We start from the raw sequence: 20,104 nt of genomic DNA on the forward strand, positions 1-20,104 counted from the left end.
TTAAAAAAGTAATGTTATTTTAGGGAGAGGTGGCCACAATCCACGACTGACCTACAAATGGCTGTTGCCAATCCAAAAAAGTTTTTAATTGTGCTTGTCTTTTGGAAAATTTTATTTTAAAAAAAAATTTTAAATAGCTTGTTTTCTATCCATAGTGCTTTTTTGGAGCATGTTTACTGAGTTTAGCAGAATTTATTGACAAAAATCTTTTTGAGAAGAATAACTAGGCTTTTATAGGAATAATTTCCCTCTTTCCCAAAGGATATAAATTGCAATGACATGGCCTGCTCAAACACCCCCTCAGGCGTTTATTTGGAGAAGATTGCATTCTCTTACAGGCGCATGGCTTTCTCTTTTCTTGATTGAGCATTTACTAGTCAATTCGCAAGCTGCTCTTTTTATTGGAGAGGATGGCTATGGTTTTGTACATGCCGTAAATGCCATTAAAAATTTCCCCTATCTCCCCCTTATTGAGTTATTTCTGCTGGGGGTTCCTATTTTTGTGCATCTGGTGTGGGGAATCAAATATTTGAAAACCAGAGCCATAAATTCCTTTGAAACTGATGGGTCAAAACCTTCTTTACCCCAATATTCTCGCAATCATGCTTATTCCTGGCAACGTATCACCTCTTGGATCTTACTTTTTGGTCTTCTCGCGCATATTATTCATATGCGCTTTATCGAGGCTCCCCTAGAGACCCGTTTGGGGATTCAAAAGCACTACTTGGTGCGCCTAAATGCAGATAAAGGACTTTACACATTGGCTGCTAGGCTAGATGCCAAATTATATAACCAAGAGCAAATCAAAATAGAAGAAAAGGCCTTTCTTAGTAGGACTCAAAATAAGCTTTTAGAAGATTCTGAGGGAACTTTTGCGGCTTCAATTCCAAAAAGGATTGAAAAAGAAGGGGCAGAAAAAGAGGAAAACCCTCAAGTGCTTATTCGCGAGCAACAAAAAAAACAAGAAAGAGAGTGGCTAAAAACCTTAAAGAAAAAACCGCTAAAAGGCAATGAAGTCATGGCTGTAACGCCGAGCTTTGGGGTAGCTGAGCTACTGATGGTGCGAGAAACGTTCAAAATGCCTACCATGATTGTGCTCTATACCCTTTTTGTGTTAGCGGCGTGTTATCATGGATTTAATGGTCTTTGGACTTTCATGATAACTTGGGGAGTGACCTTAACGGCTCTTTCCCAAAGGTATATGAGATACTTGGCTACAGCTTTGATGGTTATGACCGCCTTTTGGGGAATGGCCGCGATTTGGGGAACCTATTGGATCAATTTGAAGAATTAAAGGGAACGGCTTATGGCGCAAAAAAAATCCCACAAGAATGTCATCGTAGTAGGGGGCGGTTTGGCAGGCTTAGCGGCCGCTATGAAGCTCGCTGAGAATGGTTGCCAGGTCAAGATTGTTTCTGTTACCAAAGTGAGAAGATCTCATTCTGTCTGTGCCCAGGGAGGAATTAATGCGGCGATTAATTTAGTTGGCGAAGAAGATTCTCCCTTTATTCATGCTTACGATACCATCAAAGGGGGAGACTTTCTTGCGAATCAGCCTCCTATTTTAGAAATGTGTCTTTGCGCCCCTCAAATTATTTACCTGATGGATCGCCTAGGTTGCACATTTAACCGTACTCCTGAAGGCAACCTCGATTTTAGGCGTTTTGGCGGCACGCTTTACCATCGCACGGCGTTCTGTGGAGCTTCCACAGGACAGCAATTGCTCTATTCTCTTGATGAACAAGTGCGCAGATTTGAAATGAAGGGAGTGGTTGAAAAATTTGAAAATCACGAGTTCATGCGCCTGGTACTGGATGAAACAGGGGCGACGCGTGGGATCGTGATGATGAATTTATTCAATTTAAAACTCGAAACATTAAAAGCGGATGCTGTGGTGATTGCCACGGGAGGGCCTGGGTTAATCTTTAAAAAATCGACCAATTCTACCTTTTGCACGGGAGCTGCAAATGGGAGGTTGTATCGACAAGGGATGAAATATGCAAATGGGGAATTTATTCAAGTGCATCCCACTGCTATTCCAGGAGAAGATAAGCTGCGTTTAATGTCTGAATCGGCTCGCGGCGAGGGAGGACGTATTTGGGTGTATGGGGATTCTTCCAAATCGATTGTCACTCCGGATGGGCGCACGATTTCCTGTGGGAAAACAGGTGAGCCTTGGTATTTCCTTGAAGAAATGTATCCCGCTTTTGGAAATCTCGTGCCGCGAGATATTGGGGCACGAGAAGTTTTACGTGTGTGTGAAATGGGCCTAGGGATTGACGGCCAAATGCAAGTGTACTTAGATGTGTCGCACCTTCCAGAAGAAAGAAAACATAAACTAGAATCTATTTTAGAAATTTATAAAAAGTTTACCGGTGAAGATCCCCGCAAGGTTCCTATGCGTATCTTTCCTGCTGTCCATTATTCTATGGGAGGAGGGTGGGTAGATTGGCCCGCGGTGAATGATCCCGATCGGCATTCCCGTTTTAGACAAATGACTAACATTCCGGGTTGCTTTAACGTGGGGGAATCGGATTACCAATATCATGGAGCGAATCGTTTAGGCGCAAATTCTTTGCTTTCATGCATATTTGGAGGCTTAGTGGCAGGGGTAGAAGTGCCCAACTACCTTCATTCTCTACAGGCAAGTTGGGAAGACATCCCTTCTCAGGTTTATGAAAATTCTCTTCAGAGAGAGAAGGAGCGAAAGGAGGACCTTTTATCAAGAGAGGGTCCTGAAAATATTCACCACTTACATTTAGAATTATCCAAATGGATGGTGGATCATGTGACTGTTAAAAGAAACAACGCCGATCTGAGAAAAACGATGGATAAAATTAAAGAATTGCAGGATCGTTATAAAAAAATCTCCCTCGCTGACAAAACACAGTTTGCTAACCAAACCTACGCTTTTGCCAACCAATTTGAAGCGATGCTAGACGTGGCATTGATTATAACAAAAGGGGCGCTACTGCGCGATGAATTCCGAGGTTCTCATTACAAACCAGAATTTCCCGAACGGAATGATGAGCATTGGCTTAAAACCACAATTGCAACTTTTGATTCGCAGCAAGACGAACCCGTGATCTCTTATGAGCCTGTCGATGTGCGCCACTTGGATCCCATTCTGCGCGATTATACCCAGGCGAAGAAAGTCAAGCCCTCCTTAAAAAATGTTCCCCATGACATCAAGCTGCCTATCTAATTGAGGTGATATGGAAAACACTTATATCCTAAAAATTTATCGAGGCCATCCAGGTAAGCAATACTGGGAAGAATTTGAATTAAAATTAGTTCCGCGTGCCAATGTCATTTCTGCCTTAATGGAAATTCAATGCAATCCCGTTAATCGCCAAGGAAAAAAGGTCGAGCCGGTTGTGTGGGAACAAGGGTGCCTAGAGGAGGTTTGTGGCTCTTGTTCCATGTTGATTAACGGCTTTCCCAGGCAAGCTTGCACAGCGTTAATTCAAACGATTGTGGAAGAAACCGGAAACCGGACAATTACTTTGGCTCCTTTCACCAAGTTTCCTTTAGTGAGGGATTTAATTGTAGATCGGGGGGTGATGTTCGATAATCTAAAAAAAGTGCATGCATGGATTGAGGTGGATAACACCTACCATCATGGGCCTGGAAAAAAAATTGATCCACGAACGCAAGAAGTGATGTATTCCTTGTCCACCTGCATGACATGTGGATGTTGTGCGGAGGCTTGTCCACAAATGAATGAAAACTCAAAATTTGTAGGTCCCCACATTATGGCCCAGGTACGCTTATTTAATGCGCATCCTGTGGGGAAATATCAACGGCAAAAACGGCTGCGCCCCCTGATGGAAGAAGGGGGCATTTCGGATTGTGGAAATGCCCAAAATTGCGTAAGGGTATGCCCTAAAGGAGTTCCTTTAACCGATTCTATTGCGGCTATCGGCAGACAAGTGACGATGCAAGCTTTAAGAGATGTATTTAGTTTTCCAGACACAGAAGACTATCAATGAAAGCTCGGGAGAAATATATTTTTAAACTGGTTAAGAAACAATATCGAAGGGAATAACCACACAGAGGGAGATAATCATCCATAAAGAACATCGATACATATTTTTTCCCCATAACCGATCTTCTTGAGTTTTAAATCCTTGTAAGCTTAGCCTAATCCAAACAAGCCCTACTAAGGTTGTGACAGCAAAATACACATAGCCCGTGTAGTTGAAAAAAGTAAGCATCAGCGCGGCCATAACAAAGCCGATCACATAGATGAACATATGAATTTTTGTTCTAGAAATGCCTTTTACAACTGGAAGAACCGGGATTCCAGCTGCAGCATAGTCCTCCAAGCGGTAGAGCGCAATGGCAAAAAAATGGGGCATTTGCCATAGCACCAATAAGGTGAAAAGAATTGCCGCTCCTACATCAATTTGATTGCTAACCGCACAATAGCCGGCAACAGGAGGAACTGCTCCGGCGAGGCTCCCTATGGCTGTTCCATAAACGGTATGGCATTTCCACAGGCTATAGAGAATGACATATACGAAAAAACCAAATGTTGCCACATAAACGGTGAGTAGATTAGTGAAAAAATAAAGGGTTGTTGTGCCGAGGATTCCTAAAAAAACGGCAAAGAGGAGGGCGTCACGGGCTGAAATAAGGCCTATTACAAGAGCTCGATTTTTTGTTCTCTCCATTCTTTGATCAATCTGCCGATCAATGTAATTATTAAAAACACAGGCAGATGCCATAATTAGGGAGAGACCAAAAAGCGTGGCAAAAAATAGCCAAACATCCATTTTTCCTTTAGACGCTAGCAAAAATCCCGCGGCAAGTGTGATGAGATTGCCTAAAACAATGTTTGGTTTAGTCAATAAGTAGTAATTAATCATGAGTCATTTCCATGGCCATATCGGACATCACGCGGTCATTTAAATCTTGCATAATCCACACAGATCCGAGCGCAATAATGAGTAATACTAAAAGCATAAAATAAAAAACGATTGTCTCCCACTTGGGCTTGGCTTCCTGTCTAAGATGCAAAAAGTAACGCAATTGCACAATCGCTTGGATAAGAGCTAATCCCACAATCGTATAAACAAGTGCGCGACCAGAGAGTAGTCTGGCACTTACGATAGAAAAAGAGAGAAGGGTGAGTAAGATAGATCCAATAAACCCGATCACATAAGATTTTAGGGTCCCATGCCATTCTTTTTGAATATCTTGCAAACTGCGTTCACGATGCATTAAATGACTCCTATTAAATAGACAAATGTAAAGATAAAAATCCACACTAAATCTAGAAAATGCCAGTACATACTAAAAATGACAAGCCTTCGAAACGTTGTGGGAGTGATATCGTAAAAATAGAGCTGAAATATGACGACCGACATCCATAGCAGACCGATGGAAACGTGTAGTCCATGGGTTCCCACGAGGGTAAAGAAAGAAGAAAGAAATGCGCTTTTTTGCCAGCTATTTCCTTCCTGAATTAAAGTTGCAAACTCCTCTAATTCCAGCCCGATGAATGCAGCACCTAATAAAAAGGTAATGGCTAGCCATCCTATGACAGCGTTTTTCTTATTCTTTAATGAGGAAAGCATAGCAAAACCGCAAGTCACGCTACTCACTAGTAAAATTAAGGTTTCGCCAAAGGCAGTAGAGAGGCTAAACAGCTCTCGTCCCGAAGGGCCACCAAATGTACTATTGTGAAGAACTGCATAAGTGGTAAAAAGAGAGATAAATAAGACGCAGTCGGTCATCAAATATATCCAAAACCCTAAAACAGTTCTGGAATATGTTTCATACTCATGTCCTGAAGAGTGAAAGAGGGACTTAATCATGCATTCACCTCCCTTAAATGGGCAGCTTCCATTTGTTCAACTTGCGCAGCTGTAATGAGTACATGCTCATCTTGTGCACTTGAAAGGCGTATGATGACGCAAGCGACAATTCCTATCAAACTTACGATTGCGAGCCAGGTCATATGCCAAGTCATGGCAAACCCAAAAAATAGGCTGAGGACCCCTATATAAAGCCCCATAGGCGTATTTTTAGGCAAATAAATATCTTCGTAACGTTTTCTCGGCAGAGGGGCTTCTCCTCGCTTAATGGCCCATAATGGATCACGTTGGTTGACACTGGGGATAGTTGCAAAGTTATAAATGGGAGGAGGAGAAGAGACGGACCATTCCAGCGTTCTGCCGTTCCAAGGGTCTCCCGTTTTATCTCGATTCTGTTTTCGTTCAACAATGCTCTTGAATAAGCCATAAATTTGAATACTGACACCGCAAAGAATCACCAAGGCGCCCAGGGCTACGAGAATAAAGTGGGATTGCCAGCCTGTAGCAGCTTCATAGTGATCCAAACGCCTTGTGGCTCCCATAAAACCAAGCATATATAACGGCATAAAAGCGAGTAAAAATCCTATGAACCAGCACCAAAAGGCATAGCGATTTAAGGTTTCACTTAGAAAAAAACCTGTGAACTTGGGAAACCAATAAGTAAAACCGGCAAAAAATCCAAATAGCACTCCTCCGATCACCATTCCATGAAAGTGAGCGACTAGAAATAGACTATTGTGGACTTGAAAGTCAACAGGCGGAGAAGAAAGAAGGATGCCCGTCATTCCACCGATGCTGAAGTTGAGCACAAAAGCAAAAAACCATAGCATAGAGGAAGTAAAATGAACGCGCCCTCTGAATTTAGTAAATAGCCAATTGAAAATTTTTACGCCGGTTGGGATTGCCACTAACATCGTCATCACGGCAAAAAAAGCATTGACTTTTGGGCTAGCCCCCATCGTAAAAAAGTGGTGAAGCCATACGATGAAAGAAAGAAAAGCAATGATAATCAGGGCCCATACCATGGAGGCATAGCCAAACAGCCGTTTTTCTGAAAAAGTAGGGACAACTTCCGAAAAGATTCCAAACGCAGGTAAGATTAAAATATAGACTTCCGGATGTCCCCATGCCCAAATAAGATTGATGTACATCATGGGATTCCCCCCGTGGTCTGTGGTGAAAAAGTGCATGCCAAGATAACGGTCTAATGTCAGCATGGCAAGCGTTGCGGTCAGAATAGGGAAGGCAAAGACGATCAGAACAGATGCACATAAAGCGCTCCAGGTAAAGATAGGCATTCTCATCAGGGTCATGCCTGGGCAGCGCATCGTTAAAATGGTGACTAAAAAGTTGATCCCAGACAGGGAAGTTCCTATTCCCGATATCTGGACAAGCCAGATCCAGTAATCAATGCCAACCCCAGGGCTATATTGAATCTCAGCAAGGGGAGGATATGCAAGCCAGCCCGCAGCTGAAAATTGTCCAATTGCTAAAGAAACAAGCGTCATCATGGCACCTGAAGCAAAAAGCCAGAAGCTGAGTGAATTCAGAAAAGGAAAGGCCACGTCTCTTGCTCCAATTTGCAAGGGGATGACAAGATTGAGAATTCCGACGACGATCCCCATACCGACGAAGAAGATCATGGTGGTGCCATGTGCGGAAAAAACTTCTTGAAAGTGTCCGGGGGAGATAATGCCAGGGGAGCCTCCCACCGAAAGGGCTTGGTGCAAACGCATCATCAGCGCATCTGCGAATCCTTTAAAGAACATAATTAAGGCCACTATGATGTACATCATGCCAATCTTTTTGGGATCGACAGATGTTAGCCACTCCTCCCAAAGCCACTTCCACCTTTTGGTATAGGTGATGGCGGCTATAATTCCGATACCTGTCAAAATCATGCCGTAAACAGCAAAACTTTGGCTTGCCTCGTGCTGGAAAGCCTCCCAAGTTAATTTACCAAACATTTTGAATTATCCTCCCTGCGGATGCATGTATTTCATGAGAACCTGCTCAAACAAGCTGCCATCTTTTAATCGATATATTTGCGGTGGGACATAGCTGCTGGGAAGCGCTAACTTGTGATATTCCTCTGTATTTAAAACCCGAGAGGATTGTTTTGCGGATTCCACCCATTGATGGTACTCTTCTTCCGATGAAGCTCGGGTAATGAAGTGCATCCCTGCAAAGCCTTCGCCGCTGATATTTGCAGAACAACCTCTAAAATCGCCTTTCTCACTTGCGATTAAATGCAATTGCGTTTTCATTTGAGGCATGGCATATATTTGGCCCCCTAGCTGAGGGATCCAAAAGGAGTTCATCGGAGCGTCTGCCGTAATTTCAAAATGAATGGGAACCCCTGCTGGAATTTGCAAAAAGTTTAAACTGGCAATTTTCTCCTCTGGATAAATAAATAGCCATTTCCATTGCAAGGCCACCACTTGGACGGTGATTGGCTTTTTATCCGATTCAATCGGCTTTAAAGGGTCAAGCTCATAGGTTTTAACCCATGTCAAAACAGCAATAATACATGTAAAAACAAAGGGAATCCCCCACCATAAGTATTCCGCTAAACGATTGTCGTCTAAGTCAGGGTCGTATTTGGCGTGGCGATTATCAGCGCGATATCTCCATGAGAAAACGAACGTTAAAATGTATACAGGAATGATCACCAGCAGCATGATGGCTTGAATGATTAAGAGAAGATTGCGCTCTTCTAAGGCAATCATCCCTTTTGGAAATAGAATCGCGATCTTGTCTCGAAATTGCCAAATGGTAAGGGGTTGCATGACCAAGAATAGCAACAAGATAAGGCTTGAAAAGAATAGCAAGAATTGAACGAATCTTTTCTTGGGAGTCATTTTTGATAAATCCTTAGATTATTTTTTAGAAAATTTGACTATAGGTTTTTTTAAGGAAAAGTCAAACTAAATTTTAAAGAAAACCTAAAAAAATTCTTGGGAAACTGCTTTAAGAGCATGGTTGAAGGATGATTTATTTTTTACTATTGCCTTACAAAATGAGGTAAAGGGGGGACATATTAGGCAAAAAGGGGACAATAAGAAACCAAATTTTCCGGCAGGCGAATGTTTGAATTGAGGAGCTAATCATTGCTCATCTCAACAAACGGCCCCTTTAATTGCTAGAGAGGCCTTTTTTCTTCCTGCGAATTTAGACCTTCTATTGTCTATCAATTAAATAAATTATAAAAGGTTGAGCTTAAATTTTATGCGAATTAAGCTGGCATTAACATCTATTAACTTTAATATCGGACTAATTATGGGGCGTATCCAGTTGTCGTCTCTTTGGTCTTTTTTTATCCCTTGCATGAGCCAGCCTTCTGGGATGGAGCAGCTGCCAGAAGAGCTAACATTGCACATTTTTTCTTTCTTGACGGTACAAGATCTTGCTACAACGGAAAAGGTTTGCAGAAACTGGCAGCGCCTAAGTCTTGATGGCCAGCTTTGGGCGAGGCTCTATCAAAATCGTTATCCTCGCGCCGACGTCAAAGGCGGGAGATGTTTTAAAAAGCTTTTCAGCATGCGTCATCGAGGGGAGGTAGAATTGGAAAAAGCGAGAAGATGGTTAGCAAATCTTAGCAAATCTTCGGATATTGCTAAAAACCTATCTCAATAAGGTATCATTCTAAGAAATCGAGCCTTGTCTCTAAGGAATGAAGGAGGCGCTGAGACAGAAAATCGAGGTAAACTTTTAGAGAATTTTAGAGCCTTTGTTTTCTCCTGAATAAGGGCCCATGAGATAGCGTTATTAAAATAGCTTCTTAGGAGCCCCTTCTTTCCCGTGCGTTTATTTTCCCGCCAAATGCAATAGCTTTAAATACATATGAACCTCAATTTTTGGACTAAAGCTTTATTAGATCTCTTTCGAAATCTCTTTTGTTTGTCTTTCTTGTCTTTACTCAATATTTTGAAACTTTTGATTTAAATAAAGGTATCGTATAATTTTTTATTCCCTGAGCAAGACTTTTAGGCGGACATTACCAATTGAGTGAAAAAAAAACAAATATTTTATTAATTTCTCTTTTGCTGCTTAAGGCAGCCTGCATGTTTTGGATGATTACTTCACGTGAGATAGGTTTAGGGCCTGATGAAGCGCAGTATTGGACATGGAGCCAAGCCCTTGATTGGGGGTATTATAGCAAACCGCCAGGAATAGCTTGGCAAATAGGGGGGGGAACGCAGCTTTTTGGAAACACTGAGCTTGGCGTGCGCTTTGCTTCTATTCTCTTCGGGATCATTCAGCCCTTGCTAATATATGGCTTAGCTAGGGCCTGCTCTTTGTTACCTCAAACTGCTTTTTGGGCAGCTCTCATCATGGCATTTTCTCCGTTAGGCGTGATGGGATCGCTGCTGGCAATTACGGATGCTGGCATGCTCATTTTTTGGACAGCTGCCTGCATTGGGATTGCGAATGCCATCGAGCGTCATACTACGCCTTCTTATTTGCTAATAGGGGTTTTTATTTTTCTGGGGGCGTTATTCAAATGGCCAATCTATCTCTTATGGAGCTGGATTCTAGTAGGGTGGCTTTTTTTCCCATGCTTGAGAAGCCGGAATATATTAGGAGGTCTTCTTGTCTCCTTATTTGGCCTATTTCCCAGTGTGGTATGGAATGTTTCTCACCGATGGGCAACCTTTCACCACGTATTTTCAACGGTTCAGGGGGCCGAAAGCCGGGTTTTATTTCAAGGAAATGCTTTAGATTTTATAGGAGCGCAGGCCGTATTAATTTCTCCCTTGCTCTTTTTTTTAGCTTTATGCGCTTTAGCCTATTGCTTTAGGCAGTCTTTAAGGCCCTCTCTTTTCTTTTGTGCTTTTTTCTGTTTTATCACTCTGGCAGGGTTTTGTGTATATGCTCTTTTTAAAAAAATGCAAGGGAATTGGTGTATTTTCATTTACCCCACATTCATCATTTATCTGAGTTGGTATTTAAATGAAAAAGTGACATGGGGGAAAAAGGCTTTGGTTGCCTCTTTGACCTTATCCTTGGTTGTGGGAGGAATGGGACTCAGTATTCCGTTTATGCAATCGCGCAATATCGCTATTCCCTTTCAGATTCCCTATCGGATGAATCCGTTTCGTCACAATGTGGGCTGGAAGGAAATGCAAGCCAAGCTGGATCAAGAGGGATATCGAGCAGAAAAACATTTCTTGTTTGGAGACCGGTATCAAATGAGCAGCTTATTAAGCTTTTATAATACAGGGCAAAAGCGCGCTTATTTTTTTAATTTAGACGGCATCCGTAAAAATCAATTTTCTTTTTGGCCGGATATGGCTCAAGAGCAAATGGGAAAAACAGGCTTTTTTGCTCATGTGGAAAATATTCCCTTTCATGAAGGGGAGGAGAAGGCCTATCTCGAAAAGCTATCGCCCTATTTTAAACAAGTGGATTACTTGGGTTCCTTTCCTATTTTTGAGGCCTACAACCAACCTGTAAAACGATTATTATTATTCAAATGCACTTTTTTTCTGGGCAAACAGCCTGATGAGGGAGCTGGATGGTGAGGGAGAAGGGGCTATGATGGGTGCCTCCTCTATTAATAGGTTTAGGCTGAGAAATGAGAGAGGAGTTTTTTAGCGCTATGGTTTCACCTGTAATGGTTAAGGGGGATCTCGCGCCCCTTTTCTAAAATGCGCCGCCGTTCCTGTTCATGAGAAAGGTCTTAATTGACCTTCTCGTTGGCTTCATCCCCGCAGCCATGCGATGAAGACAATGCTTTCATTATCTTTAAAAAAGCTGTTTTAAATAGAGCTATTTTCGGCTGTAATAACTAAAGCCCCCTAGCCCATCTTTGAAAAAATACGCTCATGCCCCTCATTTTTCATAAAGGAGGTGCTATTTAGTAAAATTTTGGAACGTTTCATAAGGCAGATGTCTTTCACAAAAGACTCAGGGGATGAAGAAGCCCGTTCTTTGGAGCGCCTTGTAAGCATTTATTCCAGTCAGACTCCTCTCTGATAATTCTTTATGAACAACCTTAGGACTATCAGCAAGTCTTTTTAAAAACCTACAACGTATCCCCTATCTCGTTAAGGCAATGTGCATTTGAAACATAAAGTGATCGAGAACACTGTATTGGCTGTTAGTTTGCAGAGATATGTCCGTTTTGCGAAACATTAAGATAATCCTATCTCAAGTTGTTGATAATGTTTCATAAGATCGCGGAAGTGAGCAGCATCTTCGAATTGCATCTCTTTAGCCGCTTTTTTCATCAAGCTTTCATTTTCACGAATTTTCAAGCGGATCTCCTCAAGTGTGAGGTACTCATGCTGTTCTTCTGCCACCTTTAAAGGAGGTTTTTTTACTTCTTCCTGCTCTTCATGCAGGAGGTCGGGCTCAACTAAAGGCGCAATCTCTCGCTTAACCGTTTTAGGAGTAATGCCATGTTTTAGGTTGTGTGCCTGCTGCAAGGCGCGCCTTGCTTCGGTAATTTCTAATGTATGCCGAATCGCCTTTGTGATTTTATTGGCATACATAATCACTCGCCCTTCCGCATTGCGGGCTGCCCGGCCACAAGTTTGGATGAGGGAGGTTTCACTGCGCAAAAAACCCTCTTTATCAGCGTCTAGAATAGCAACTAAAGAAACTTCAGGGATATCTAATCCTTCCCGAAGTAGGTTGATACCGACTAACACATCAAATGTACCTGAACGAAGATCTTGAATAATTTGAGCTCGTTCCAGGGTATCGATATCGGAGTGCAGGTATTTTGCTTTCACATCGAGTTCTGTCAGATAAGTGGTTAGCTCTTCTGCAAGTCGTTTGGTTAAAGTGGTGACAAGGACCCTGCCTCCTTTCTCGACGTGGGTCCTTATTTCTGCTAAGCTATCGTCGACTTGCCCATCAGCAGGTCTAACCTCAATATGGGGATCGAGAAGGCCAGTTGGGCGAATGACTTGCTCGACAATCTCACCTTGTGCTTCTGTAACTTCCCATTCTGCAGGAGTAGCAGAAACATAGACGACTTGATGAAAGTGGGCATAGCTTTCTTCAAATTTTAAAGGGCGATTGTCATAAGCAGAAGGTAGGCGGAAACCAAAATCTACCAACGAAGCTTTGCGAGCACGGTCGCCGTTATACATCGCGCGCATTTGGGGAATAGTTTGGTGCGACTCATCGATAATCAGTAAAAAATCAGAGGGGAAGTAATCGATGAGGCAGGGGGGAGGATCTCCAGGTTGACGCCGACTAAAATGGCGCGAATAGTTCTCAATCCCTTTGCAAAAGCCGATTTCACGAATCATCTCCATATCATGCTGCGTACGTTGCTGAATTCTTTGCCGTTCGATGAGGAGATTATTTTTTTCAAAAGATTCCATCCGCTCGGCTAGCTCTGCTTTGATTGTCTCTAAAGCTTGCCAACGCACTTCTTCAGGGGTGACGTGGTGAGAACTTGGATAAATGGTAATTTGTTGGATTCTTTGTCTAACTTTGCCTGTTAAAGGATCGATTTCGCTAATTCTCTCAATATCGTCTCCAAAAAACTCCACGCGAATGGATAAATCTTCTTCATAAGCTGGGAAGATTTCAAGTACATCTCCTCTCACTCGGAAGGTGGAACGAGAAAAGTCATAATCATTGCGCGTATATTGCATCTCTACAAGGTGGAGAAGAATATCGTCCCGCCGACAATTTTGGCCCGTGGTAAGGGTTAAATTCATATCGCGGTAGTACTCAGGCGTACCTAAGCCGTAAATACAAGAGACAGACGCCACAATTAAGACATCGTTGCGTTCGAGCAAAGAGCGGGTGGCGCTGAGTCGCATTTTATCTATGCGGTCATTGATAGCCATATCTTTTTCAATATAGGTATCGGTACGCGCGATATAAGCTTCGGGTTGGTAGTAATCGTAGTAAGAAACAAAGTATTCAACAGCATTGTGGGGGAAAAAGGCTTTAAATTCTTGATAAAGTTGGGCTGCTAGGGTTTTATTATGGGCAATCACCAACGTCGGACGCTGCACTTGAGCGATAACGTTGGCCATAGTATAGGTTTTACCTGAGCCTGTAATCCCTAAAAGAACTTGAGCTTTTTTTCCCTCAGCAATTCCCTGGGCAATTTTTTCAATTGCCTGAGGTTGGTCTCCAGCTGGAGGGAAAATGGATTCTAATTGAAATTTTCCGTTCACTTTGATTGTTTTCCCATTTTTTCTTTGGCAGCTTTAGCAATTTTTTTCCACGTTCCACTTAAGCCCATTAAGCTCAGCATCTCTTTGACGGTTTCATTGGAGATTTCGATCATTTTTTGAGTGCCTTCATAGATGACTTGCTCGACGAGCCCTTTTTCTTGCTCATAATATTTTCTTTTTTCCCGAATTGGGTCAAGGAAATGATTTAACGCGCGTATGAGTTTTTCTTTGACCTCTACATCGCCTACTTTGCCTTCCCGATACCGAGATTTTAGATCTTCCACTTCAGCTTTATCGGGATTGAAAGTGTCATGGTAGGCAAAGACGGGATTTCCTTCTACTGTTCCAGGCATATCTGCGCGGATCCGATTTGGATCGGTGTACATCCCTTTAACCTTTTTTTCGACGGTCTTAGCATCGTCTGCCAAGAAGATTGCATTATTGGCAGATTTACTCATCTTTCCTTGCCCATCCGTACCGATTAAAGTAGGGACATCGCTAAGCAAGCAATCGGGCAGGGGGAAAAAATCGCCGTAGTACAGGTTAAATCGACGCGCAATATCTCGCGTCAACTCAATGTGAGCCTCGTTGTCTTTTCCCACAGGGACTAGATGAGCTTTTGGCATTAAAATGTCAGCTGATTGTAATACAGGATATCCGATGAGTCCATAAGGAATGCTTTCGGTAGACATGTGAGCATTGCGAGCCATTTCTTTCAAGCTAGGCAAGCCGGTTAACCTATTTAGAGAAATTAACATCTGGAAAATTAAATTCATTTGGTAGACAGCGGGGATGGCAGATTGCAGGTAAATGACCGATTTTTGAGGATCTATTCCACAAGCCAAATAGTCGATAACCATTTGAGCGATGTTTTCTCTTAGCTTTAAGATAGATTCTTTTTCTGGTTTGGTTGTCAGGACATGCAAGTCTGCAATAATAAAATAGCAATCATATTTTTCTTGCAGTTCCACCCGATTCTTTAAAGAGCCTACGTAATGGCCGAGGTGAAGCAAACCGGTGGGGCGATCTCCTGTGAGAATTCTTTTCTTTGGTTGATTTTCGTACATGGTCGTTCCTAATCCTAAGAAGTAATAAAGGGGTTTAGCCATCCTGCGCTATTGGCGATTTCCAGGCCGATGAAAATTAGGGCAAACACGATTGTCAGCACTAATGAGCATTTTCCGCCGGGAGCTGTGAAAGGGGATTGATACTTTTTTTTATACCTCCCACTCCATACGATTAAAGGGGGAAGCAATCCCAGTAACATCATCACTCCATAAGCACCCGCATACTCTAAAGCCGTTAGAAATGCTCGGGGACAAATAAAAGTAAACAATAGAGGAGGCAAAAAAGTGAGGAGATAAAGCAATAGTTTGCCAGCTTGATTTTTTTTAATCTTTAATCCGTCAGATAAGAAATCAGATAAACTTAAAGAAACGCCTAAAAAAGAAGTGATGATGGCAAAAAAAGAGAAAAAACGGGCAATTACAGTAATAGAAGATTGGTGAAGAGTGCTTGCCAATAGGCGAGTTCCATCAATGCCATGCAAGTAGCCAGCCACGATTCCATGTTCGCCGTGGAGAGGAATGATGCCAAGTGCCAGCATTTCCCAAAGGCCATAAATGATAAAAGGGATAATGCTTCCCATTAAGATGGCTTTTTTAATTTGAGGGACGTCTCGTTTAAAGTAAGTGGTCAAGGTGGGGATGATAATGTGAAATCCGAAGGAAGTTACTATAATCGAAGTGGCTAAGAGCAAGTAAGACCACTCGATATGGAGAAATTTTGTAGGTTGAATGTGAGGAGCGAGAAGAAAGGTCATCGCTAGATAAGCCATGATCAATCCTGTCATGAGTAGGCGATTTAAATAGTCGACAGATTCTGTTCCACGGTAAACGAAATATCCTAAAACCAGAATTAAGGGTAGCGCTCCTATCCAATGGGAGATGGTCAGTTTGAAACAAGATTGGCCAATATCGACAAAGATAGGGATGCAAACAGCAATATAGGCAGTTGTCAAAGAGTAAAGTAAAAAGAGATAGGTGATCCAGCTTAATCCTGCTCCCCATGAGCCTAAAGTATGGCGGGCCATGGTGATGAGGTTTGTATCGGGTTCCATCCACAAGTTCGCTTCTAAAATTAAAAACGCTGTGTAGGTCATGTATATCCAGCAAATAGCCAAAAGGAGGAAAGAAGGAATAAATCCAGCTTGGCCTGTTGCTACTGGCAAGGCAAGCATGGCGGCTCCAATGGTGGTGCCTGAGACGAGAAGGATTCCTCCGATCAGTTTAGTATTCATTCAATTCCATTCCTTTAAGTTATCCTACAATTTGCAAAAAGATAATAGTCAAAGAGCCGATCATGACAAAAACCAAAGCACTTTTCCCCCCAGCAGCTCTGAAATCACTCGATTGAGCGATAGGGTAAATATAACGCCCCGCCCACACCATGGCTGCAGGCAGAATTCCAAACAAGATAACAGCCCCAAAGCCCCCTGCATAATTAAGCGCTAAGAGGAAAATATGAGGAAATAAGCAAGCGAAAATCCAGGGAGGAAAAAGCACCACAAAGGAGAGAAAAATTTTCCCTGAAAAAGATTTTTTAATATTTAGGGCATCGCTAAGAAAGTCAACAAAACTCATCGCTACTCCGAGACACGAGGTGACGATAGCAAAAAATGCAAAGTAATGAGCAATGTCAACTACCCAAGAGTGCCCAATGGCTCTTTGCAAAGCTGTGGTGGCCATTTCACCCGAATCTAAAACAGTTCGGAAAGTTTCATTTTCTCCCATAGGAATTAACCCTAAAATGACCCATTCCCACACAACGTAGACAAGTAAGGGAAGAAAACTTCCAATCAAAATAATTTTTTTCATTTCCTTAGCATTTCGGTTTACATAGGAAGTTAGACTGGGGATAAGGTTGTGAAAACCAAAAGAAATGACCATCAGAGGAAAGGCAAAAGGGGCAACAAGCCAATTCTGGCGCGTTAGTAAGTCGGGATTAACATGCATTCCCCCTAATACCACTAAGAGAATATAGGTAAAAATCAAACCTCCCATTAAAAGGCGATTAAATAGATCGACAACATGCATGCCGATGCAGATAAAGCTAGCGAAAATTGAGATTAAAACTAAACTTCCCAACCAAGAAGGCACGCCAATAGACAGCGTCTGTTGTAAAAAATCGGAAATAAGCTGCCCGCTTCCTGAAATATAGGCTACTATTAAAGAGTAGAATAAAAATAAAAAGAGGCTCCAGGCCACAATTTTGCCTACAGGGCCTAACGTTCTTTCTGCCATGCTCACAATGCTAACTTCCTCTTTAAACCACAAATTAACTTCTAGCAGGAGGAGAGCAGTAAAACTCATAAATAACCAGCTCAAAGTAAATAAAAAAATAGAAGGCCTAAAGCCTCCCAGAGCAGAGAGAATGGGCAATCCCAACATTCCAGCGCCAATACAGCAGCCTGCTACAAGTAAAATTCCTCCTACAGAACTTCCTGTTAATTGTGAAGGCGAAGTATTCATGAATCCTCATGTGTTAAAACCGGGCTATCAATCATCGTATGCAAAAAACGGAAGAGATTGTAATGGTTGACAGGCCTTAGAAATAATAAAGGTAATTTAAAAGGAAAAGGGGAGACCTATTAGTAAACCCGCCAAAAACGGAAATGGCCATAAAAGGGAAAAACCCAGCCAGTGTGAAAATAATTGATGTGCATTTTATTATGCCTTGAAATCAAATTTACAGGAATTTTAGCCATATAAGCTATTTTCTGCAATAGGCCTTTTTCAAAATCTCTTTCTTTCCTATGAAATTGGCTGTACGGAAAAAGCTTGCCTAATAGCCCATTTAGCATTGCATTAAGGCGAGAATTTCTTTATTGCCCATTTTTTTAGCTAGTTTGATAGTTTCTTTATTTTTTTTGGCGCCGTGGTCAAGAAAGAGCTTTACTGCAGTCGCGTTTTGCAGGCGGACAGCGTTTAAAAGCAAGGCTTGGGTTTGATCCGCTGAGATTTGCTTTTTAGAGAGTGCATTTTTAAAAAGAAATTCAGCTATTTCTAATAGATTTAAAGAAAGGGCTAAGGTAATAGGATCTTCTTCACTTGCTATGACGGGATAAAAAGGACGAACTCCTTGGCTTATAAGAAACTTTATAAAACCTACATCATGATGATTTCTAGAATCGCGGATCGCTTCGTGTAAAAGTGTTTCGCCCAGGGTATTGCGGTTATGAAGAGAAGGGGCGTTTATCCTTGCTTTAAGCAACCGTTTAGCCTTAGACCTATTAAAAAAAAATTTCCCCAAAAAATGGGGAATAAAATGAAAAAATTTCGCTAGTTTTGTTTGCTTGAGTTTAAGCGTGGCTATTTGATCAAGTCTTTCTATTCTCGTTAAAGTACGGGAGATGTCAGCGGCAGCTTCTGCATTTTTTGTTTTCTCAACCGCCTTTGCGAAAAGATAATTTAAACTAATCGAGCCTTGATAACCCTTACAAAACCATTTGCGCGAACCTAAAAAGCCAATTTTTACTTCAAGCATATCCAGAAAAATATTCATTTCATTGAGATTCTGGTTTTCAAAAGCTTTTTTAATTGAAGTCATATTCCTCCAACAAAATGATAAAGGTGCTAGGGATTGTTATAAAGAGTTTAAAAATAGTATCAAAGCAAATAGAGAGGGATTAGAAGAGAGCATTACAAGAGCGAAAAAGAAGGAGGTGAAGGAAGGATTTTAACTAAAAAATCATTAAAGGGGTAATGTTGTTTTTAGGATTCTAGTCGTTTGGTTTTTCATTTTTATTAAATGCTCTTGCGTTTAGGGGCCTAAAATGGGGCTTTTTATAAAGGCTTCCGAGTAAATTTTCCTATCTGCAAGCAAGGATGGCAGCCGCTCCTTTAATTTTTTTAAGCTTGATCATCAGTCTTTATGGTAATAGAGGGACTTTTCATCAGCAAGCGATTCTACCCTTTGCCGAACAGCAATTAAGTTACTGATTAAGTGTTTGCTTGAAACTATCTCACCGCAAGTGGTCCTGTTGAAAACCAGGCAATCAGAACAGGATACTTAACAAGATGGCCCCTTTAAAGGTCGGCTCCCTTTAGCTATAATTTTTGTAGGCTAGGGCTTATGAATTTTTAAAATTGTAATAAAGGATAAATTTGGAAAAAGAGAATATGGGGAGACGCAATTAGGTGCAAGGCATTTCATTGATGGCAAAAGTGCTGAATCCAGAGAGCAAAAGTCCCTAACCATAAATTCGATTTGACGCCTTCTCCAAAGGCGGGCGCACCTAAGAATAAGAGCTATTAATTTGAGCTTTGGAGTTTGAGTCCTGAGTGTTTAAGAAGGGAAAATCAAAGCTCGAATTAGGAATGATTTAACCACCAAATACCTGCATTGATGGAAGCGGCATAAGCCGTCCATAGCCAATAGGGAGCAAGTAAAGAAGCAGCTAATCGCGAAATTTGCCAAAAAGAGCCCATTGTCCAGCTTAAGACGATCTCCAATAAAAGAATATCGACAAGCGCCCAACCCGGACTTTTGAGGTAAAAAAATAGGCATGACCAAGCTAAATTTAGGGCAAGTTGTGAGAAAAAAAGAAAGTAAGGTTGGAAATGATAACCGGATAGCTGCTCCCGATTCCATATTAGCCAAACAGAAATAGCCATTAAAAGATATAAAGTTGTCCAAATGGGCCCAAAAACCCATGTGGGTGGTGTCCAAGAAGGCTTAAGCAATGTCGGATACCAAGTATTCACACCTACTTGGGTAAACCATCCTCCAACGACTTCAACGAAAAGGCAAAGCAAGATAAATAGCGCAAGCACGCCTATGGAGTAGGGATGAGTTTTATTCATGTATCATTATTCTCCTTTCCCAGATTTTTTCACTCGGATCTTAGCGTATTTCTGGATTTGCCAAAAGGGCTTTATTAACCTACGCTTTTCTCCCTAGGTAACTTTAAATAGTGATCAACCTAGCTCCTTCTTAATGGAATTTATTTTGCGCAGGCAGAATAGCAGGCAAGGGAATGCAGTCCCTCTATTCACAAGCCAACCATTCAGCTATAAGGAAAGTTTCAAACCATGAGAGGATGGGAGGGGCAGTCGAAGAGGGCTTTAAAAA

General features: G+C 41.8%; 16 protein-coding genes. 5 read left to right on the forward strand and 11 right to left on the reverse strand.

The features are described 5' to 3' along the window. Positions 1–274 precede the first annotated feature (274 nt). The 3 genes from PARA125_RS02220 to sdhB are packed head-to-tail and all read left to right on the forward strand — an operon-like array spanning position 275 to position 3,992. Entirely contained in the window at positions 275–1,294 is a 1,020-nt protein-coding gene (locus PARA125_RS02220; RefSeq protein ID WP_213157083.1) for a succinate dehydrogenase/fumarate reductase transmembrane subunit, read from the forward strand. Between the two features lie 12 nt (positions 1,295–1,306). Further along, positions 1,307–3,205, forward strand: a complete 1,899-nt coding sequence (gene sdhA / locus PARA125_RS02225; RefSeq protein WP_213157084.1) for a succinate dehydrogenase flavoprotein subunit — start codon at positions 1,307–1,309, stop codon at positions 3,203–3,205. A 10-nt stretch (positions 3,206–3,215) separates the two neighbouring features. Further along, the gene (gene sdhB / locus PARA125_RS02230) at positions 3,216–3,992 is read left to right on the forward strand and encodes a succinate dehydrogenase iron-sulfur subunit (protein WP_213157085.1); all 777 of its coding nucleotides are present in this window, start codon (positions 3,216–3,218) and stop codon (positions 3,990–3,992) included. A 30-nt stretch (positions 3,993–4,022) separates the two neighbouring features. On the opposite strand, the gene cyoE is transcribed toward sdhB, so the two are convergent. Genes cyoE through cyoA form a run of 5 tightly spaced genes read right to left on the reverse strand, consistent with a single transcriptional unit; the run spans position 4,023 to position 8,611 of the window. After that, positions 4,023–4,871 (reverse strand): heme o synthase, encoded by an 849-nt coding sequence (gene cyoE, locus PARA125_RS02235; protein WP_213157086.1) that lies wholly within the window; start codon positions 4,869–4,871, stop codon positions 4,023–4,025. After that, a complete protein-coding gene (gene cyoD, locus PARA125_RS02240; RefSeq protein ID WP_213157087.1) occupies positions 4,864–5,226 on the reverse strand; it encodes a cytochrome o ubiquinol oxidase subunit IV in 363 nt (120 codons plus the stop codon). The genes cyoE and cyoD overlap by 8 nt, the downstream gene beginning before the upstream one ends. Next, positions 5,226–5,822, reverse strand: a complete 597-nt coding sequence (cyoC, locus tag PARA125_RS02245) for a cytochrome o ubiquinol oxidase subunit III (protein WP_213157088.1) — start codon at positions 5,820–5,822, stop codon at positions 5,226–5,228. The genes cyoD and cyoC overlap by 1 nt, the downstream gene beginning before the upstream one ends. Beyond that, positions 5,819–7,789 (reverse strand): cytochrome o ubiquinol oxidase subunit I, encoded by a 1,971-nt coding sequence (gene cyoB, locus PARA125_RS02250; protein ID WP_213157089.1) that lies wholly within the window; start codon positions 7,787–7,789, stop codon positions 5,819–5,821. The genes cyoC and cyoB overlap by 4 nt, the downstream gene beginning before the upstream one ends. A gap of 6 nt (positions 7,790–7,795) precedes the next feature. Beyond that, complete coding sequence (gene cyoA / locus PARA125_RS02255; protein ID WP_249274129.1) at positions 7,796–8,611, reverse strand: ubiquinol oxidase subunit II; 816 nt, start codon at positions 8,609–8,611, stop codon at positions 7,796–7,798. A 439-nt stretch (positions 8,612–9,050) separates the two neighbouring features. Here cyoA and PARA125_RS02260 point away from each other — a divergent pair, with 439 nt between their 5' ends. Together PARA125_RS02260 and PARA125_RS02265 are read left to right on the forward strand one after the other, a co-directional pair. Beyond that, positions 9,051–9,458: an F-box protein gene (locus tag PARA125_RS02260; RefSeq protein ID WP_213157091.1), complete on the forward strand. Its 408-nt coding sequence runs from the start codon at positions 9,051–9,053 to the stop codon at positions 9,456–9,458. A gap of 428 nt (positions 9,459–9,886) precedes the next feature. Next, positions 9,887–11,347 (forward strand): ArnT family glycosyltransferase, encoded by a 1,461-nt coding sequence (locus PARA125_RS02265; RefSeq protein ID WP_249274130.1) that lies wholly within the window; start codon positions 9,887–9,889, stop codon positions 11,345–11,347. Between the two features lie 612 nt (positions 11,348–11,959). Here PARA125_RS02265 and uvrB read toward each other — a convergent pair. The 6 genes from uvrB to PARA125_RS02295 all read right to left on the reverse strand — a co-directional run bounded on the left by uvrB (position 11,960) and on the right by PARA125_RS02295 (position 19,836). Beyond that, on the reverse strand, positions 11,960–13,972 hold the full coding sequence (gene uvrB, locus PARA125_RS02270; RefSeq protein WP_213157093.1) for an excinuclease ABC subunit UvrB: 2,013 nt from the start codon (positions 13,970–13,972) through the stop codon (positions 11,960–11,962). Beyond that, complete coding sequence (gene trpS, locus PARA125_RS02275) at positions 13,969–15,039, reverse strand: tryptophan--tRNA ligase (protein ID WP_249274131.1); 1,071 nt, start codon at positions 15,037–15,039, stop codon at positions 13,969–13,971. Before trpS ends, uvrB begins: the two co-directional genes overlap by 4 nt. A gap of 14 nt (positions 15,040–15,053) precedes the next feature. Further along, complete coding sequence (locus tag PARA125_RS02280) at positions 15,054–16,271, reverse strand: amino acid permease (RefSeq protein ID WP_213157095.1); 1,218 nt, start codon at positions 16,269–16,271, stop codon at positions 15,054–15,056. Between the two features lie 19 nt (positions 16,272–16,290). After that, positions 16,291–17,502, reverse strand: a complete 1,212-nt coding sequence (locus tag PARA125_RS02285) for an amino acid permease (protein ID WP_213157096.1) — start codon at positions 17,500–17,502, stop codon at positions 16,291–16,293. Between the two features lie 325 nt (positions 17,503–17,827). After that, positions 17,828–18,580 carry an ankyrin repeat domain-containing protein gene (locus tag PARA125_RS02290; protein ID WP_213157097.1) on the reverse strand — a complete coding sequence of 251 codons (753 nt, stop codon included), beginning with the start codon at positions 18,578–18,580 and terminating at the stop codon, positions 17,828–17,830. Between the two features lie 764 nt (positions 18,581–19,344). Beyond that, entirely contained in the window at positions 19,345–19,836 is a 492-nt protein-coding gene (locus PARA125_RS02295; RefSeq protein WP_213157098.1) for a TspO/MBR family protein, read from the reverse strand. Positions 19,837–20,104: the final 268 nt, after the last annotated feature.

This window comes from Parachlamydia sp. AcF125 (assembly GCF_018342475.1).
In the GTDB taxonomy this organism is placed as follows: domain Bacteria; phylum Chlamydiota; class Chlamydiia; order Chlamydiales; family Parachlamydiaceae; genus Parachlamydia.

Coding starts and splice junctions, on each gene's coding strand:
- PARA125_RS02265 (WP_249274130.1), top strand. CDS start 9,887: ATGTTTTGGATGATTACTTCACGTGAGATAGGTTTAGGGCCTGATGAA.
- PARA125_RS02285 (WP_213157096.1), bottom strand. CDS start 17,502: ATGAATACTTCGCCTTCACAATTAACAGGAAGTTCTGTAGGAGGAATT.
- trpS (WP_249274131.1), bottom strand. CDS start 15,039: ATGTACGAAAATCAACCAAAGAAAAGAATTCTCACAGGAGATCGCCCC.
- PARA125_RS02260 (WP_213157091.1), top strand. CDS start 9,051: ATGCGAATTAAGCTGGCATTAACATCTATTAACTTTAATATCGGACTA.
- cyoA (WP_249274129.1), bottom strand. CDS start 8,611: ATGCAACCCCTTACCATTTGGCAATTTCGAGACAAGATCGCGATTCTA.
- PARA125_RS02280 (WP_213157095.1), bottom strand. CDS start 16,271: ATGAATACTAAACTGATCGGAGGAATCCTTCTCGTCTCAGGCACCACC.
- cyoB (WP_213157089.1), bottom strand. CDS start 7,789: ATGTTTGGTAAATTAACTTGGGAGGCTTTCCAGCACGAGGCAAGCCAA.
- cyoE (WP_213157086.1), bottom strand. CDS start 4,871: ATGATTAATTACTACTTATTGACTAAACCAAACATTGTTTTAGGCAAT.
- cyoD (WP_213157087.1), bottom strand. CDS start 5,226: ATGCATCGTGAACGCAGTTTGCAAGATATTCAAAAAGAATGGCATGGG.
- cyoC (WP_213157088.1), bottom strand. CDS start 5,822: ATGATTAAGTCCCTCTTTCACTCTTCAGGACATGAGTATGAAACATAT.
- PARA125_RS02220 (WP_213157083.1), top strand. CDS start 275: ATGACATGGCCTGCTCAAACACCCCCTCAGGCGTTTATTTGGAGAAGA.
- sdhB (WP_213157085.1), top strand. CDS start 3,216: ATGGAAAACACTTATATCCTAAAAATTTATCGAGGCCATCCAGGTAAG.
- PARA125_RS02295 (WP_213157098.1), bottom strand. CDS start 19,836: ATGAATAAAACTCATCCCTACTCCATAGGCGTGCTTGCGCTATTTATC.
- sdhA (WP_213157084.1), top strand. CDS start 1,307: ATGGCGCAAAAAAAATCCCACAAGAATGTCATCGTAGTAGGGGGCGGT.
- PARA125_RS02290 (WP_213157097.1), bottom strand. CDS start 18,580: ATGACTTCAATTAAAAAAGCTTTTGAAAACCAGAATCTCAATGAAATG.